The sequence below is a fragment of the Nocardia cyriacigeorgica GUH-2 genome, assembly GCF_000284035.1.
Classification (GTDB): Bacteria; Actinomycetota; Actinomycetes; order Mycobacteriales; family Mycobacteriaceae; genus Nocardia; species Nocardia cyriacigeorgica_B.
In genome coordinates this window covers 569,201-585,489 of the sequence record NC_016887.1, presented here as the reverse complement: position 1 = coordinate 585,489, position 16,289 = coordinate 569,201, and the positions used below count along the sequence as shown (strand labels likewise).

Here is a 16,289-nt window from a genome sequence, read left to right as displayed (position 1 = left end):
GCTATCCGGAGAGGTTGAAGTTGCCGGAAGTGCCGTAGATGGCCAGCGAGACCAGCAGCGTCACCGTGACCACCGCGACCAGGGAGGCGCGCACCGCATTACCCACCGCGACGCCGACGCCCACCGGACCGCCCGCGGCGTGGAAGCCGTAGTAGGTGTGGATCATCATCACCGCGACCGCCATCAAGATCGCCTGCACGAACGACCACAGGATGTCGCTGGGGATCAAGAAGGTGGAGAAGTAGTGGTCGTAGACGCCGGCGGACTGCCCGTAGATCACCACCGTCGCGAACCGGCTGGCGACGAACGAGGCGATCACCGCGAGTGAGTACAGCGGGATGATCGCGATCATCCCGGCCAGCACCCGCGTGCCCACCAGATACGGCACCGGCCGGATACCCATCGATTCGAGCGCGTCGATCTCCTCGGCCACCCGCATCGCACCCAGCTGCGCGGTCGAACCGGCGCCGATGGTGGCGGCCAGGCCGATACCGGAGATCACCGGCGCCGCGATGCGCACATTGATGAAGGCGGCGAAGAAGCCGGTGAGCGCCTCGACGCCGATATTGCCGAGCGAGCTGTAGCCCTGCACGGCGATGGTGCCGCCGGTGAACAGCGTCAGGAACCCGACGATCACCACGGTGCCGCCGATGACGGCGAGCGCGCCGGTGCCCATGCTGATCTCGGCGATGAGCCGGATGGTCTCGGTACGGTAGTGCACCAGCGCCTTCGGCATAGAACCGATCGCGCGACCGTAGAAGACCGCCTGTTTGCCGAGCTCATCCATCGAGTTCGACATCCGGCGGACCCGGCGCACCGTGCGCGGAAACTTGGACTGGATTACGAAGGCCATCGGATCACCGCACCGCGAACTTGATGCCGACGGCGGTGACGACGACGTTCACCACGAACAGGGCCATGAACGCGAACACCACGGTCTGGTTCACCGCATCACCGACACTCTTGGGTCCGCCTTTGACGTTGAGGCCGAGGTAGCAGGCCACCAGGCCGGCGATCAGGCCGAACAGGCCCGCCTTGACCTCGGAGATGATCAGCTCGGGCAGGTTGGTGAGCAGGGTGATCCCGTTGACGAAGGCGCCCGGATTCACATCCTGAAGCAGCACCGAGAACAGGAACCCGCCGAGGATGCCGATGGTGCACACCAGGCCGTTGAGCAACAGCGCCACGAACATCGACGCGAGCACGCGCGGAACCACCAGTCGCTGGACCGGGTCGATGCCGAGCACCTTCATCGCGTCGATTTCCTCGCGAATGGTGCGTGCGCCGAGGTCGGCGCAGATGGCGGTGGCGCCCGCGCCTGCCACGATGAGCACCGTGACGATCGGGCCGACCTGGGTCACCGCGCCGAAGGCCGCGCCCGCGCCGCTGAGGTCGGCCGCGCCGATCTCACGCAACAGGATGTTCAGCGTGAAGCTGACCAGCACGGTGAAAGGAATGGCTACCAGCAGGGTCGGCACGATCGAGACTCGCGCGATGAACCATGACTGGTCGACGAACTCCCGCGCCTGGAAGGGCCGGCGCATGCTGGCACGCGCCACCTCCGCCGTGAGGTCGAAGAACCCGCCGACCGCCCGCAATGGCACGGCAAGGACCTCGTTCATCGGCGATCCTCCTTGCCTGACTACTGGTCCCGCTGACGGACGCGACGGCCGTAGCCGTCCCGCGCCCCGGACAAGTAGAACACGTTCACTAAGTTTCTGGTGGGCTTTTGGCCCTATTTGAACTGCTATTTCGATCCAATCTCAGACAGTAAGATTGGAACCTGGTTCATACGTGTTGAGCATCACTGTTGTGAGTCCTGGCACATACGATCCCCATGTCTACCAACTGCTGGACGACCGATCAACTCTTGGACGGCCGTTCAGAAAGCGGTCGAGCGGACGGACGGGCAACGGGGCTGGTCAGCCCAGTTCGTGTAGTGACGTTGCAGAAAAGGTACGACCTTCGGGCCGCTGGGCGAAGTACCCGCTCAGCGTGACGGCCAGATCACCGGTCGACCACTGTTCGCCCGTCGCATCGAAGCGCTGCTCGACTTCCGGCGCCGCCATCAGCGCGACCATCGGCCCGTACACCACGAACACCTGCCCGTTGACCACTTCGGCCGCGGGCGAGGACAGATAAGCCACCAGTCGCGCGACATGGTCGGGCGAGAGCGGATCGACCGCACCCTCGGGCGCGTCCTTGAACACAGCCTCCGTCATCGCGGTCCTGGCCCGCGGGCAGATCGCGTTGGCCCGCACGCCGAAGCGCGAGAGCGCGCGCGACGCCGACAAAGTCAGCGCGGTGATGCCCGCCTTGGCCGCGCCGTAATTCGCCTGCCCCTCCGGACCGAGCAGGCCGGCCTCGGAGGAGGTGTTGACGATGCGGCCGTACACCGGAGCGCCCGCCTCCTTGGACTTGCCGCGCCAGTACGCACCCGCATTGCGGCAGAGCAGGAAATGGCCGCGCAGATGAACGGCGATCACCGCGTCCCAGTCCTCGTCGGACATATTGAACAGCATCCGGTCACGCGTGATGCCCGCATTGTTGACCACGATGTCGAGCCCGCCGAAGGCTTCGGTGGCGGTGCGGATCAACTCGTCCGCGGTGGACCGCTCGGCGACACTGCCCGCGACGAACTCCGCTTTCGCACCGAGTGCGCGAATCTCGGCCATGGTCTGAGCCACGGCCTCCGAATCGGCCAGGTCGTTGACGACGACCGAGGCGCCGGCGCCGGCGAGGGCCAGCGCCTCGGCGCGACCGAGGCCGGCACCCGCCCCGGTCACGATCGCAACACGTCCGGCAAGGCTCACATCGTTATCGTTCACCGGGCCGACTTTAGAACGTGTTCCAGTTCACGGCAAGAGCCGATTACAACAATTTCAGCGCCGCTTTCGGGCATTGCGCGACCGCGTCCTCCACCTCGGCGAGGCGATCGGCAGGAACTTCACCCTCGGCAATGTGCAGCACGTCTTCATCATCGAGTTCGAACACGTCGGGGGCGATTCCGACACAGATTCCGTTCGCTTCGCACTGGTCGAGATCAACAACGACCTTCATCAGAACTCCTTCACCGCGGCTGTCGCCGAAGAGTAACAAGCCGATGCCGCCGCGCGGGCCGACATCGAGTGGATCCATTATCAATACTGGAACATGTTTCAGTCGATATGCAATGATCGGAACGCCGGTTTCCTATCCGGGTGTCCCTATTCGATGAATGAAGGCCCGAGGTAACGCCCATGCGCATCGCCTATACGCCGCAGCAGCAACAGCTACGAGCGGAGCTGCGCGACTACTTCGCCACGCTGATCACTCCCGAACGCCGCGCCGCGCTCAGCGCGCAGACCGGTGAGTACGGGCAGGGCAACGTCTACCGCGAGGTCGTGCGGGAGATGGGCCGCGACGGCTGGCTGGCGCTGGGCTGGCCCAAGGAGTTCGGCGGCCAGGACCGGCCGATGCTGGATCAGCTGATCTTCACCGACGAAGCCGCCATCGCGGGCGCGCCGGTGCCGTTCCTGACCATCAACTCCGTCGCGCCGACCATCATGCATTACGGCAGCGAGGAACAGAAGAAATTCTTCCTGCCCAAGATCGCCGCAGGTGAGCTGCACTTCTCCATCGGCTATTCCGAGCCCGGCGCCGGCACCGACCTGGCCTCGCTGCGCACCACCGCGGTGCGCGACGGCGACGAGTACGTCATCAACGGGCAGAAGATGTGGACCAGCCTCATCGCCTATGCCGATTACGTCTGGCTGGCCTGCCGCACCGATCCGACGGCCAAGAAGCACAAGGGCATCAGCATGCTCATCGTGCCCACCGATGCCGAGGGCTTCTCCTGGACGCCGGTGCACACCATGGCCGGGCCCGACACCAGCGCCACCTACTACCAGGACGTGCGCGTGCCGGTGACGGCGCTGGTCGGCAAGGAGAACGGCGGCTGGCCGCTGGTCACCAACCAGCTCAACCACGAGCGGGTCGCGCTCACCTCCTCGGCGCCGCTGGCGCTGGCGCTGCGACAGACCGTCGAGTGGGCGCGCGAGACAAAATCCTCGGACGGCTCGCGGGTGATCGACCGCGAATGGGTGCGGCTGAACCTGGCCAAGGTGCACGCCAAGGTCGAATACCTGAAGCTGCTGAACTGGGAGATCGCCAGCCGCGCCGACGCCGGCGGTGACGCCGCGCCGCGCCCGTGGGACGCCTCGGCCTGCAAGGTGTACGGCACCGAATTGGCCACCGAGGCCTACCGGCTGCTGATGGAGGTGCTGGGACCGCAGGCCTACCTGCGCCAGGACTCCCCCGGCTCGGTGCTGCGCGGACGGCTGGAGCGGATGCACCGGGCCGCGCTGATCCTGACCTTCGGCGGCGGCACCAACGAGGTCCAGCGCGACATCATCGCCATGACCGCGCTGAAGCAGCCCGCCGCCGCCCGCTGAGACCGGAATCGGAAAGCAGGAACTCACCATGGATTTCACTCCCACCGAGGCCCAGGGCGATCTGGCCCGGCTGACCGGCGAGGTGTGCGCCAAGCTGGTCACCGACGACCGGCTGCGCGAACTCGACACCGCCGACGTCCGCTTCGACGAACCGCTGTGGCAGTCGCTGGCCGAGACCGGCGTGCTCGCCGCCGCCTTGCCGGAGGCCGTGGGCGGCAATGACTTCGGCGTGCTGGAACAGACCTCGATCCTGCGCGAACTCGGCCGGTACGTGGCCGCCGTCCCGTACCTGTCCTCGATCGTGCTCGGGGCCGGCGCGCTGGCCCGGTTCGGCGATGCCGAGCAGCAGGAACTGGCGCGCAAGGCGGGTTCCGGCAAGCTGATCCTCACCGCCGCGTTGACCGAGGAACACAACTGGGACACCACCACACCCGACACCACCGCCACCGAGACCGCCGACGGCTGGCGCGTCACCGGCGCCAAGATCACCGTCCCGGTCGCCGACCGCGCCCATCGGATCCTGGTGCCCGCCACCGTCGCCGAGCGGACCGCAGTATTCCTGGTCGACCCGTCGCAGGCCGCGGTGCAGGTACACGCGCAGCAGGTGGTCGACCGCAGCGCGGAGTTCGCGGTCACGCTCACCGAGGCACCGGCCGAGCTGCTCGGCACCGTGGACACCGGTGCCGAGATCCTGGACTGGCTGCTGCTGCGTGCCTGGCTCGGGCTCAGCGCCCAGCAGCTCGGCACCCTCGAACGCGCCCTCGAACTGGTGGCCGACTACGCCCGCGAGCGCGAGCAGTTCGGCAAGGCCATCGGCAGCTTCCAAGCCGTGGCCCAGCGACTGGCCGACGCCTACATCGACCTCGGCGGCCTGCGCCTGACCGTCACCCAGGCCGCCTGGCAGCTCTCCGAAGACCTGCCCGCCGCGCCCGCCGTGCACACCGCCAAGTTCTGGGCCGCCGAAGCGGGGCACCGGATCGCGCACACCGTGGTCCACGTGCACGGCGGCATCGGCATCGACCGCGACCACATCGTGCAGAACTACTTCACCGCGGCCAAGCACAACGAATTCGCTCTCGGCCCGGCTCCCGATCATCTGTTGCCGATCGCGGAGCATCTGGCCGACTCGGCCTGAGTCCTCGGTCGGCGCGGTCCTAGCCGTGGTCGACACGATCCAAGCCGTGGTCGATTCGGCCTCGGCAGTGGTCGACTCGGCCTGACCGCGGTCGACTCGGCCTGACCGCGGTCGACGACATCGGCCCGCCGGTAATCATCCGGCGGGCCGATTTTTGTGTCCGAGCCTTTCAGTGTCCGGACCTTCAGTGTCCGGACGAAAACGAGAGGGCCGCCGCGAGGTTCGCGACGGCCCTCTCGTTGTGTGACTTACTTGCTGCTCGCCTCGGCGTGCTCGTCGGCCGGGCGGGCCTCGGTCTGCGCCTTGGCCCAGCGGTAGTCGGGCTTGCCCGCGGGCGAACGCTTGATCTCGTCGACGAACCACAGGCTGCGCGGCATCTTGTAGGAGGAGACCTCCTTGGTCAGGATCGGGCGCAGCTCCTCCAGGGTGGGGCGCTTGCCGCCGCGACACTGGACCACCGCGGCGACCCGCTGGCCCCAGCGCTCGTCCGGCACACCGACGACGAGGGCGTCGAAGATCTCCGGATGGGTCTTGAGGGCGCCCTCGACCTCTTCCGGGTAGATCTTCTCGCCGCCGCTGTTGATGCTCACCGAACCACGTCCGAGCATGGTGACGGTGCCGTCCTCCTCGACGCGGGCGTAATCACCCGGGATCGAATAGCGGACGCCGTTGAACTCCTTGAACGTCGCGGCCGTCTTGACCGGGTCGTTGTAGTAGCCGAGCGGGATATGACCCTTGCGGGCGAGCATGCCGACCTTGCCCGAACCGGGTTCGACCGGATTGCCGTCCTCGTCGAGCACCTCGGTGCTGGCGTCGATCTTCACCCGCGGACCGCCGGTGTGGGTGGCGCCCTTGGCCGCGATGGCCAGGCCACCGAACCCGGTCTCCGAGGAACCGATCGAGTCGGTGATGACCGTGGTCGGCAGCAGTTCCAGGTACTGGTCCTTGAGCGTCGGGGAGAACAGCGCGGCGCTGCTGGCCATCGCCCAGAGGTTCGAATGCTGGTACGGCTCACCGGTTTCCGGGTTGCCTTCGCGCAGTGCGTCCAGCATCGGGCGGGCCATGGCGTCGCCGGTAATAAAGATCATGTTCACGCCGTGGCGGTCGATCGCCTGCCACACACTGTGACCGCTGAACTCCGGCAGCATCACGGTCTTACCGCCGTCGAACAGGCCGTGGAAGGTGGCGGCCTGCGAGCCGCCGTGGATCATCGGCGGGATCGGGTAGCGCACCATCGCAGCGCCGGCGGCACCGTTCTTGGCCTGAGTCCATTCGTCTTCGATCTTCTCGCCGGTACCGAAGTTGGTGCCGCCGCCGAGCACGCGCCACCAGTCTTCCTGGCGCCACATCACGCCCTTGGGCATGCCGGTGGTGCCGCCGGTGTAGAGCATGAAGATGTCGTCGGGGGAACGTTCACCGAAGTCCCGCTCGCCCGAGCAGCCGGCCAGCGCGGCTTCGTATTCGACCGATTCCGCTGCGAGTGGCACCTGCGCGGCGGTATCGTCGTCGACCACGATCACGGTCTTCAGCTTCGGCACATTCGGCCGCACCGCGGTCACCTTGTCGGTGTAGCGACGCTCGTGGATCAACGCCACCATGTCCGAATCATCGAAGATATATTGCAACTCGTTCTCGACGTAACGGAAGTTCACGTTGACCATCACCGCGCGGGCTTTGAACACCGCGACCATCGACTCGACGGCCTCGATCGTGTTGCGCGAGTAGATGCCCACCTTGTCACCCGGCTGGACACCCTGTTCTTGCAGGTAATGGGCTAGCTTGTTGGTCCGCTCCTCCAACTGCGCATAGGTGACCTCGCGAACGTCGTCGACCAGTGCGACGCGATCGGGCATGAGGTCGATGGTGTGCTCGATGAGGTCCGCTATGTTGTAGCTCACAGACCTAAAAATAGAACGTGTTACTGTTCCTGACAAGGGTGCCTTCGACACCACGTCCTCGAGCCAGGAGATTTCCGCGATGCCGCACTGCCTCGTCGAGAAGCGCGACCACGTTCTCATCGTCACCATGAACCGCCCGGAAGCGAAGAACGCGCTGTCCGGCGAGATGATGGCGATCATGCGCGACGCCTGGGATCAGGTCGACAACGATCCCGATATCCGCGTCGCGATCCTCACCGGCGCGGGCGGCGCCTTCTGCGCGGGCGCGGATCTGAAGGCGATGACCTCCCAGCATCCCGGCGATTCCTTCTCCGGGGGCGGCTGGGATCTGTCGAAGATCGAGGCGCTGCTCAAGGGCCGCAGGCTCACCAAGCCGCTGATCGCCGCGGTCGAGGGCCCCGCCATCGCAGGCGGCACCGAGATCTTGCAGGGCACCGATATCCGGGTGGCCGGCGAGAGCGCGAAATTCGGTGTGTCCGAGGCCCGTTGGGGCCTGTTCCCGCTGGGCGGCTCGGCCGTGCGGCTGGTGCGCCAGATTCCCTACACCGTCGCCGCCGACATCCTGCTCACCGGACGCCACGTCACCGCGGCCGAGGCCAAGGAAATCGGCCTGATCGGCCATGTGGTGCCGGACGGGACCGCACTGGACAAGGCGCTGGAGCTGGCCGGGCTGATCGCGGCCAACGGCCCGCTGGCGGTGCAGGCGATCCTGCGCACCATCCGCGATACCGAGGCGATGCCGGAGAACGACGCGTTCAAGATCGACGCCGAACTCGGTATGGCGGTTTTCAAGTCGGCCGACGCCAAGGAGGGCCCGAAGGCCTTCGCGGAAAAGCGTAAGCCCACTTTCACCGGCAAGTAATTCTCGAGCCAACAGAAACGTCCCCGGCGGGCTCGACGCGCCGGGGACGTTTTGTCGTCTGTGCTCAGTTGGCGCCGGGGTAGTCCATCCAGAACGGCTCCCACTGGTGGCCGTCGGGGTCGAGGAAGGTGCGCCCGTGCATGCCCACCTCGGCCTCCTGGGACCGCTTGTCCTCGTTGACCTCTTCGCGCCCGCCGGCCGCCACGGCGGCCTCGGTGAGCTGATCCACTTCCTGCGCGCTGCCGAGCGAGAGCGCGTAGCCGGCGGCGGCGGTGGCCACGGTGTCGGCGATCGGGCGCTTGGTGAAGGTGGCGAAGTACTCCCGGGTCAGCAGCATCAGGCAGATGTTGTCGTCGATCACGATGCAGGCGGCGTTCTGATCGGTGAAGTCCTGGTTGACCTTCCAGCCGAGCGCCTCATAGAAATTCTTGGACCGATCCAGGTCGGTCACGGGGAGGTTGACGAAGATCATCTTGCTGCTCATTGTTTCGGCCTCTCGGTCGTTGTGTGCTTCTCGCTTCACCCATAGAGACGGGCCCGGTGCCGGAAACTCATCGCAGCGGATGGAAACATCGCGACCGGCCGATACCCGTTACTGGCGGTACTGGTGCGATTGCTGTGGCTGACGTGGTATTTCCGTCGGCAAACGATCACCGCGACGTCTGTTTGTTGTCGGTGGCGTGTGCCACAGTGGCATCCATGAGCGAGATGACGGGCACCGCCACCGCGGAAGTCATGGATTCCTTCGAGGTACACCGCCGCGAGTTGTGCGCCTACGCCTACCGCATGCTCGGTTCCTCGTTCGAGGCCGAGGACGCGGTCCAAGAAACCTTCACCCGGGCCTGGAAGTCGTACGACAACTTCGAGGGCCGCGCCAGCCTGCGTTCGTGGCTGTACCGGATCTGCACCAACGTCTGCCTGGACATGCTCGACGGTCCGCAGCGCCGGGCCCGCCCGATGGACCTGTCCGGCCCGTCCAGCCCGGAGTCGCCGCTGTTGGCGCCGCAGCCGGACTACGTCTGGGTCGAGCCCATCCCCAACGCGCTGGCCTTCGGCGCGGATCCGGCCGAGCACGCCACCGCCAAGGACACGCTGCGGCTGGCGTTCGTCGCGGCCTGTCAGCATCTGCCCGCCACCCAGCGCGCCATCCTGATCATGCGGGAGGTGCTGCGCTTTTCCGCCAGTGAGACCGCCGAGGCCCTCACCATGTCGCCGGCCTCGGTGAACAGCGCCCTGCAACGCGCCCGGGCCACCATGTCCAAGGTCCAGCCCGCCGTCACCGACACCTACGACGAGGCCGATGAGGATCAGCGCAAACTCGTCGACGATTTCGTCAAGGCGTTCGAGTCCTACGATATGGACACCCTCACCTCGCTGCTGAAAACCGATGTGGCGCTGTCCATGCCGCCGCTCGAGTTCTGGGTGTCCGGTCCGGCCAATGCCGCGGAGTTCATGCTCGGCCACGGCGCGGCCTGCCGCGATTCGCGGCTGGTCCGGCTCGACGGCGCCAACGGCCTGCCCGCGTTCGGTCACTACAAGCCCAGCGGCGAGCCGGGCGTGTGGGTGCCGTGGTCGATCACCGTGCTGGAGTTCACCGACGGCGAGATCTCCGGGCTCAACTTCTTCCTCGACACGGAGAAGTTGTTCCCGCTGTTCGGCCTGGAGCCGGAGCTGCGCGAAGCGGTCTGAGTACCGCTCAGCCGGGAATCAGATCCGAGTGGCGGTCCCGGTCTGCCGCGTCGTCGAGGACGACGCCGGCGATCGGGCCGCCCTCGGTCGCGCTCCGATAGTCGGTGAACACCGGGCCCCACCAGGCGATCATGCGCTGTTCGAGCTCCGGTGGGCACGGCTCGGGTCCGTACACGATCCGGCGCAGCGACGACAGGTCGTGGCGGAATCGGATCGCGTCCGGGAGCGCGAGTAGGCGGTCGAAGTGGGTGGTGTCCAGGCGGCTGTGGGTGACGCGATGCCGTTCGATCAGTCGCAGCGTTTCGGCCGAGTCCCAGGCGTCCGTCAGCACCACCTGATGCCCCAATTGCACCGAGACCATGAGGAAGTCGAGCGCTTCGGTCCGGTACAGCGGCAACCCGGCCAGATGCACATGTGCGCTGTGCGGTGCGAGCCCGAACAGACCGAACAGGCCCGTCGTGTGCGGCGCGACCGCATCGGGACAGGCGCCGGTCGGTGAGCCGACGGGCCGTCCGGCGGCCGGCCCGTCGTAGTGCGGTGCCGCGTTGCCCGGCCGGCGGATGCCCGCGGCGGCGAGCCAGGACACCGATTTGAATCCGTCGATCTCGCCCACCGAAAAGCGCGCCGTGACAGGCAGTCCGGCGGCGTCGGCGGCCAGGCGAGCCGATTCGGCGAACCGCCGGCCGGCGATGAACGCCGTGGCCTCGCTGTCGACGAGCACGTGCGCGATCTCCGGCACAGTGCGGTGCCAGTCCAGCATGACCAGGTACAGCCCGCTCCGCTGCGCCGCGAACGCCACGGCGACCGCCTCCACCCCATTGGGTAGCAGGCACACCACGGCGTCACCGGGCCGCAGCCCGAGCGCGCGCAGCCCACCGGCGTAGCGGTCGGCGAGAGCCGCGAGTTCCCGGTAGCTCACCTCCCGCCCGGTCGGTGCGATCAGCGCCATGCGCCCCGGCTGGGCCGCGGCGATATTCCACAGCCCGAGAACTTCGGCCGACTCCTGCGTCACCCCATCGAATTTAGAACGCGTTCTACGGGCCGACAAGGGGTGCAAGTTTGCGTAATTGCTCGGTATCGGCCACCGACACCAGCAGCATGGTCACCCCGGCCGCCTCCCAGACACCGATCTGGCGACGCACCTCGTCCTCGTCGCCGATGATCGTGGTGTCGAGCACCATCTCGTCGGGCACCGCCGCGGCGGCTTCGGCCTTGCGGCCGGCCTGGAAGAGTTTGCCGATCTCCTCGACCTCCTTCTCATAGCCCATCCGGCGATAGACCTGCGCGTGGAAGTTGAGCTCGGGAGCACCCATGCCGCCGATGTAGAGCGACATCACCCAGCGCAGCCGTTCGATCTCGCTCGCCGGGTCGTCGGTGACGATCACCTGGGCGCTGGCGGCGATCTCGAAGGTCTCCCGGGTACGGCGAGCGCCGGCGCGGGCAAAGCCTTCGTCGAGCCATTCGTTGTACATCCCGGCCAGTCGCGGGGCGTAGTAGATGGCCAGCCAGCCGTCGGCGATCTCGGCGGTCAGCGCGACGTTCTTCGGCCCTTCGGCGCCCAGCCAGATCGGCAAATCCGCACGTAGCGGGTGCACGATCGGCTTGAGCGGCTTACCGAGGCCGGTGGCGCCCGGTCCGGCGTAGGGCAGGGTGTAGTGCGGGCCGTCGCTGACGACGGGCGCCTCGCGCGCGAGCACCTTGCGGACGATGTCGACGTACTCCCGGGTGCGCTGCAACGGCTTGGCGAACGGCTGCCCGTACCAGCCCTCCACCACCTGCGGACCGGAGACCCCGAGCCCGAGAATGGCGCGGCCGCCGCTGAGGTGATCCAGCGTCAGCGCGTGCATCGCGGTGGCGGCGGGAGTGCGCGCCGACAGTTGCGCGACCGAGGTGCCCAGCCGCACCCGGCTGGTCGACGAACCCCACCAGGCCAGTGGGCCGAAGGCGTCCGAGCCCCACGACTCGGCGGCGAAGACCGCGTCGAAGCCGGCCGCCTCCGCGGCCACCACCAGTTCGCCGACATGCTGCGGCGGCGCCGCACCCCAATATCCGAGCTGCAATCCGAACCGCATATCGGTCCCCTTTCCAATCCACTGCTTGCCAGCAGAATAAGAACCTGTTCTACTCGATATCGTGACTCATGGGAATACTGCACCCACGGCAATCACGCAGGATCGCCCGCCCGGATTGAAACCGAGCGACGTACTCAGCGCGCCGCTGCGAATGAAGTTCGACTACACCCGCTCGGTGGGACCGACCATCGGAAAGTTCCTCACCGGGCTGCGCGAGCGCCGCATCGTCGGCGTGCGCGGTTCGGATGGACGGGTACTGGTACCACCGGCCGAATACGACCCGGTGACCGCCGATCCGCTCACCGAGTTCGTCGACGTCGCCGATGTCGGCACCGTCGTCTCGTGGAGCTGGGTGCGTGATCCGCTGCCGGGTCAGCCCTTCGACCGGCCGTTCGCCTTCGCGCTGATCAAGCTCGACGGCGCCGACACCACCCTGCTGCACGCGGTGGATGTGGCCGGCCCCGAGGAGATCAGCACCGGCATGCGGGTGCGTGCGCGCTGGGCCGCCGAGACCACCGGCACCATCCACGACATCGCCTGCTTCGAACCCGGCGAAACCTCCACCGCCGCAGCGGGAACCGGCGACGCCGAGACCGAGCCGGTCACCGTGCTGGTGACGCCGGTGGACATGAGCTACAAGCACACGGCCTCCCCGCAGGAGACGGTGTATCTGCGCGGGCTCAAGGAAGGCAAGCTGATCGGCGGTCGCACCGACGCCGGCGGCAAGGTCTACTTCCCGCCGCGCGGCGCCAACCCCACCGACGGCAAGCCCACCGACGACATGGTGGAGCTGGCCGACACCGGCACCGTCACCACCTTCTGCATCGTCAACGTGCCGTTCCTCGGCCAGCGGATCAAGCCGCCGTATGTGGCCGCCTATGTGCTGCTGGACGGCGCCGATATCCCGGTGCTGCACCTGGTGCTGGGCTGTGCGGCCGAGGAGGTCCGGATGGGCATGCGGGTGCGGGCGGTGTGGAAGCCGCGCGAGGAGTGGGGATACGGACTGGAGAACGTCGACCACTTCGAGCCCTCCGGCGAGCCGGATGCCGATTACGAAACCTACAAGCATCACCTGTGAGAGGGCTCCCGAGTGACCATCACCGAGCGTTCGACCGATAACGCCACCGACATCGCCGTCGTCGGCTTCGCGCACGCGCCCCATGTGCGGGAGACCTTCGGCACCACCAATGGTGTGGAGATGCTGCAACCGTGTTTCCAGCAGCTCTACGACCAGCTCGGCATCACCAAGTCCGATATCGACTTCTGGTGCTCGGGTTCCTCCGATTACCTTGCCGGACGCGCCTTCTCCTTCATCTCCGCGGTCGACTCGATCGGCGCGGTGCCGCCGATCAACGAATCGCATGTGGAGATGGACGCGGCCTGGGCCCTCTACGAGGCGTGGGTGAAACTGCGTTCCGGGCAGGCCCGCACCGCGCTGGTGTACGGCTTCGGCAAGTCCTCGGCAGGCACCCTGCGTCAGATCCTGACGATGCAGCTGGATCCGTATCTGGTCACCCCGCTGTGGCCGGACACGCTGTCCATCGCGGGCTTGCAGGCCAGGGCGGGCCTGGACGCAGGCCGCTGGAGCGAAGGGGATATGGCGGCGGTCTCGCAGGCGCACCGCGCCGAGGGCACCTCCATCGATGAGCTGCTGGCGGCTCCGTATGTGGCCGACCCACTGCGTGAACACGATTGCGCCCCCATCACCGACGGTGCTGCGGCCATCGTGCTGGCGGTCGGTGATCGCGCCCGCGAATTGTGCGAGCGTCCGGCCTGGATCACCGGCATGGCGCATCGGATCGACTCGTCGATGCTCGGCGGCCGCGATCTGACCGTCTCGCCCTCGACGCAGGCCGCCGCGCACGCGGTGACCGGCGGGGACACCAGCGGTTTCGATATCGCCGAGCTGCACGCTCCGTTCAGCCATCAGGAACTGATCCTGGCCGAGGCGATCGGCCTGGACAAGCGCACCCGAATCAACCCTTCCGGTGGCGCACTGGCCGGCAACCCGATGTTCGCGGCCGGGCTCGAGCGCATCGGCTTCGCGGCGCGCGAAATCATGGCGGGCACCGCCGAGCGCGCGCTGGCCCACGCCACCAGCGGGCCCGCGCTGCAACAAAACCTTGTGACCGTTCTGGATTCGGAGGCTGGCCGATGAGTTTCCCGGCTGCGGTGCTCGGCACCGGACAAACACATCACGTGACGAAACGCAGCGATGTGTCGATGGCCGGCATGGTCCGCGAAGCCATCGACCGTGCGCTGGCCGACGCCGACGTCACGATGGCCGATATCGATGCCATCGTCATCGGTAAGGCGCCGGACCTGTTCGAGGGCGTCATGATGCCCGAGCTCTACATGGCCGACGCACTCGGCGCGCCCGGCAAACCGCTGCTGCGTGTGCACACCGCGGGCTCGGTGGGTGGCTCGACCGGTGTCGTGGCGGCCAACCTGGTGCAGGCCGGAGTGCACGAGCGGGTGCTCGCGGTGGCGTGGGAGAAGCAGTCGGAGTCGAATGCCATGTGGGCGTTGTCGATTCCGGTGCCGTTCACCATGCCGGTCGGCGCGGGCGCGGGCGGCTACTTCGCGCCGCATGTGCGCTCCTACATCCGCCGTTCCAACGCACCCGGCCATATCGGCGCGATGGTGGCGGCCAAAGACCGGCGCAATGGCGCCAAGAACCCGTACGCGCATCTGAAGCAGCCCGATATCACCATGGAATCGGTGCTGGCCTCGCAGATGCTGTGGGATCCGATCCGCTTCGACGAGACCTGCCCCTCCTCCGACGGCGCCTGCGCGGTGGTCATCGGCGGGGAGAGTTCGGCCGCCGCGGTGGAGGCCGCGGGTAAGAAGGTGGCGTGGGTGCATGCGACCGCCATGCGGACCGAGCCCACCACCTACGCCGGGCGCGACCAGGTGAATCCGCAGGCCGGACGCGATGCGGCCGCGGCGCTGTGGAAGCAGGCGGGCATCACCGATCCGTTGCGCGAGATCGATGCCGCCGAAATCTATGTGCCGTTCTCCTGGTTCGAGCCGATGTGGCTGGAAAACCTCGGCTTCGCCGCGCCGGGTGACGGCTGGAAGCTCACCGACAAGGGCGAAACCGACCTCGGCGGCACCCTGCCGGTGAACCCGTCCGGCGGCGTGCTCTCCTCCAACCCGATCGGCGCCTCCGGCATGATCCGCTTCGCCGAGGCCGCCAAGCAGGTGATGGGCCGGGCCGGCGCCTACCAGGTGGAGAACGCGCGCAAGGCTCTCGGCCACGCCTACGGCGGCGGTTCGCAGTACTTCTCGATGTGGGTGGTCGGCTCGGAGCGTCCGGCATGAAATTCACCCTCGGCATCGCGCTGAGCCCGCTCGAGCAACTGCCCGAGCTGGCCAAGACCGCGGAGGAATGCGGGTTTTCCTCCATCGCCCTGCCCGATTCGCTGTTCTATATGAAGACAGCCGAGGCGAAATATCCCTACACCCCCGACGGCAGCCGCTTCTGGGGTCCGGAGACCCCGTGGGTGGACCCGCTGATCGGCGCCACCGCCATGGCCGCGGTGACCAGCCGCATCCGCTTCTACACCAATGTGCTCAAGCTCGGTTCGCGCAATCCGCTGCTGCTGGCCCGCCAGGTCGGTTCGGTGGCGAACATGTCCGGTAATCGGTTCGGTTTCGGTGTCGGAATCGGCTGGGCGCCGGAGGAGTTCGAATGGTGCGGAGTGCCGTTCGCGCGGCGCGGTGCCAGGGTGGACGAGATGATCGAGGTCATCAAGCTGGTGCTCGGCGGCGGGATGGTCGAGTACCACGGCGAGTTCTACGATTTCGATCCATTGCAGATGAGTCCGGCGCCGTCGGAGCCGGTGCCGTTCTATATCGGCGGGCATACCGACGCCGCGCTGCGGCGGGCGGCCCGCGTCGGTGACGGCTGGACCTCGGCCATGATGAAATTCGACCAGCTCTGCGAGACCATCGGCAGGCTGGACACATTGCGCGCCGAGTACGGCCGGGCCGAGGAACCGTTCGAAATCCAGGCGGTCTGCATCGACAAGTTCGGCCGATCCGGATATCAGGATCTGGCGAACGCCGGCGTCACCGATGCGATCGTGGTGCCGTGGCTGATGGATGGCATCGGTTTCGACGGTGAGCTGGCGGCCAAGCAGGAGTCGCTGCGCAAGTTCGCGGCGGCCAATATCGCCGATCCGATCGTCTGAGCCG

At 67.1% G+C, this 16,289-nt stretch carries 16 protein-coding genes; 8 read left to right on the top strand and 8 right to left on the bottom strand.

What is annotated here, in order from left to right; all coding sequences use genetic code 11:
* Nucleotide 1: 1 nt before the first annotated feature.
* From NOCYR_RS02775 to NOCYR_RS28100, 4 genes are all read right to left on the bottom strand, one after another.
* Nucleotides 2–853, bottom strand: coding sequence for an MlaE family ABC transporter permease (locus NOCYR_RS02775; protein WP_014348838.1), 852 nt, complete (start codon nucleotides 851–853; stop codon nucleotides 2–4).
* Between the two features lie 4 nt (nucleotides 854–857).
* Nucleotides 858–1,622 (bottom strand): MlaE family ABC transporter permease, encoded by a 765-nt coding sequence (locus tag NOCYR_RS02770; protein WP_014348837.1) that lies wholly within the window; start codon nucleotides 1,620–1,622, stop codon nucleotides 858–860.
* A 300-nt stretch (nucleotides 1,623–1,922) separates the two neighbouring features.
* Entirely contained in the window at nucleotides 1,923–2,828 is a 906-nt protein-coding gene (locus tag NOCYR_RS02765) for a 3-oxoacyl-ACP reductase (RefSeq protein ID WP_036532725.1), read from the bottom strand.
* Between the two features lie 43 nt (nucleotides 2,829–2,871).
* The gene (locus NOCYR_RS28100) at nucleotides 2,872–3,060 is read right to left on the bottom strand and encodes a ferredoxin (RefSeq protein WP_081505543.1); all 189 of its coding nucleotides are present in this window, start codon (nucleotides 3,058–3,060) and stop codon (nucleotides 2,872–2,874) included.
* 179 nt (nucleotides 3,061–3,239) lie between these two features.
* Between NOCYR_RS28100 and NOCYR_RS02755 the strand changes: the two genes are divergently transcribed.
* Together NOCYR_RS02755 and NOCYR_RS02750 are read left to right on the top strand one after the other, a co-directional pair.
* Nucleotides 3,240–4,433: an acyl-CoA dehydrogenase family protein gene (locus NOCYR_RS02755; RefSeq protein WP_014348835.1), complete on the top strand. Its 1,194-nt coding sequence runs from the start codon at nucleotides 3,240–3,242 to the stop codon at nucleotides 4,431–4,433.
* A 28-nt stretch (nucleotides 4,434–4,461) separates the two neighbouring features.
* Entirely contained in the window at nucleotides 4,462–5,568 is a 1,107-nt protein-coding gene (locus NOCYR_RS02750) for an acyl-CoA dehydrogenase family protein (RefSeq protein ID WP_014348834.1), read from the top strand.
* 248 nt (nucleotides 5,569–5,816) lie between these two features.
* Here NOCYR_RS02750 and NOCYR_RS02745 read toward each other — a convergent pair whose 3' ends face one another.
* Nucleotides 5,817–7,466, bottom strand: coding sequence for an acyl-CoA synthetase (locus NOCYR_RS02745; protein WP_014348833.1), 1,650 nt, complete (start codon nucleotides 7,464–7,466; stop codon nucleotides 5,817–5,819).
* A gap of 79 nt (nucleotides 7,467–7,545) precedes the next feature.
* Here NOCYR_RS02745 and NOCYR_RS02740 point away from each other — a divergent pair, with 79 nt between their 5' ends.
* Complete coding sequence (locus NOCYR_RS02740) at nucleotides 7,546–8,328, top strand: crotonase/enoyl-CoA hydratase family protein (RefSeq protein ID WP_014348832.1); 783 nt, start codon at nucleotides 7,546–7,548, stop codon at nucleotides 8,326–8,328.
* Between the two features lie 64 nt (nucleotides 8,329–8,392).
* Here the strand turns inward: NOCYR_RS02740 and NOCYR_RS02735 are convergent, their stop codons facing one another.
* Nucleotides 8,393–8,812, bottom strand: a complete 420-nt coding sequence (locus NOCYR_RS02735) for a VOC family protein (protein ID WP_014348831.1) — start codon at nucleotides 8,810–8,812, stop codon at nucleotides 8,393–8,395.
* A gap of 215 nt (nucleotides 8,813–9,027) precedes the next feature.
* On the opposite strand from NOCYR_RS02735, the gene NOCYR_RS02730 reads away from it, so the two are divergent.
* Complete coding sequence (locus NOCYR_RS02730; protein WP_014348830.1) at nucleotides 9,028–10,017, top strand: sigma-70 family RNA polymerase sigma factor; 990 nt, start codon at nucleotides 9,028–9,030, stop codon at nucleotides 10,015–10,017.
* Between the two features lie 7 nt (nucleotides 10,018–10,024).
* Here the strand turns inward: NOCYR_RS02730 and NOCYR_RS02725 are convergent, their stop codons facing one another.
* A complete protein-coding gene (locus NOCYR_RS02725) occupies nucleotides 10,025–11,029 on the bottom strand; it encodes an AMP-binding protein (protein WP_014348829.1) in 1,005 nt (334 codons plus the stop codon).
* 22 nt (nucleotides 11,030–11,051) lie between these two features.
* Nucleotides 11,052–12,089: an LLM class F420-dependent oxidoreductase gene (locus NOCYR_RS02720; RefSeq protein WP_014348828.1), complete on the bottom strand. Its 1,038-nt coding sequence runs from the start codon at nucleotides 12,087–12,089 to the stop codon at nucleotides 11,052–11,054.
* Nucleotides 12,090–12,150: 61 nt separating this feature from the next.
* Between NOCYR_RS02720 and NOCYR_RS02715 the strand changes: the two genes are divergently transcribed.
* From NOCYR_RS02715 to NOCYR_RS02700, 4 genes are read left to right on the top strand one after another with little or no spacing between them, the layout of a single operon-like run.
* A complete protein-coding gene (locus tag NOCYR_RS02715) occupies nucleotides 12,151–13,167 on the top strand; it encodes a Zn-ribbon domain-containing OB-fold protein (protein ID WP_419538282.1) in 1,017 nt (338 codons plus the stop codon).
* Nucleotides 13,168–13,179: 12 nt separating this feature from the next.
* Nucleotides 13,180–14,247, top strand: a complete 1,068-nt coding sequence (locus tag NOCYR_RS02710) for a thiolase domain-containing protein (RefSeq protein ID WP_014348826.1) — start codon at nucleotides 13,180–13,182, stop codon at nucleotides 14,245–14,247.
* Entirely contained in the window at nucleotides 14,244–15,413 is a 1,170-nt protein-coding gene (locus NOCYR_RS02705; RefSeq protein WP_014348825.1) for a thiolase domain-containing protein, read from the top strand. Before NOCYR_RS02710 ends, NOCYR_RS02705 begins: the two co-directional genes overlap by 4 nt.
* Entirely contained in the window at nucleotides 15,410–16,285 is an 876-nt protein-coding gene (locus tag NOCYR_RS02700; protein ID WP_014348824.1) for a TIGR03619 family F420-dependent LLM class oxidoreductase, read from the top strand. Before NOCYR_RS02705 ends, NOCYR_RS02700 begins: the two co-directional genes overlap by 4 nt.
* Nucleotides 16,286–16,289: the final 4 nt, after the last annotated feature.

Coding starts and splice junctions, on each gene's coding strand:
- NOCYR_RS02720 (WP_014348828.1), bottom strand. CDS start 12,089: ATGCGGTTCGGATTGCAGCTCGGATATTGGGGTGCGGCGCCGCCGCAG.
- NOCYR_RS02775 (WP_014348838.1), bottom strand. CDS start 853: ATGGCCTTCGTAATCCAGTCCAAGTTTCCGCGCACGGTGCGCCGGGTC.
- NOCYR_RS02740 (WP_014348832.1), top strand. CDS start 7,546: ATGCCGCACTGCCTCGTCGAGAAGCGCGACCACGTTCTCATCGTCACC.
- NOCYR_RS02735 (WP_014348831.1), bottom strand. CDS start 8,812: ATGAGCAGCAAGATGATCTTCGTCAACCTCCCCGTGACCGACCTGGAT.
- NOCYR_RS02770 (WP_014348837.1), bottom strand. CDS start 1,622: ATGAACGAGGTCCTTGCCGTGCCATTGCGGGCGGTCGGCGGGTTCTTC.
- NOCYR_RS02700 (WP_014348824.1), top strand. CDS start 15,410: ATGAAATTCACCCTCGGCATCGCGCTGAGCCCGCTCGAGCAACTGCCC.
- NOCYR_RS02730 (WP_014348830.1), top strand. CDS start 9,028: ATGAGCGAGATGACGGGCACCGCCACCGCGGAAGTCATGGATTCCTTC.
- NOCYR_RS02755 (WP_014348835.1), top strand. CDS start 3,240: ATGCGCATCGCCTATACGCCGCAGCAGCAACAGCTACGAGCGGAGCTG.
- NOCYR_RS02750 (WP_014348834.1), top strand. CDS start 4,462: ATGGATTTCACTCCCACCGAGGCCCAGGGCGATCTGGCCCGGCTGACC.
- NOCYR_RS28100 (WP_081505543.1), bottom strand. CDS start 3,060: ATGAAGGTCGTTGTTGATCTCGACCAGTGCGAAGCGAACGGAATCTGT.
- NOCYR_RS02705 (WP_014348825.1), top strand. CDS start 14,244: ATGAGTTTCCCGGCTGCGGTGCTCGGCACCGGACAAACACATCACGTG.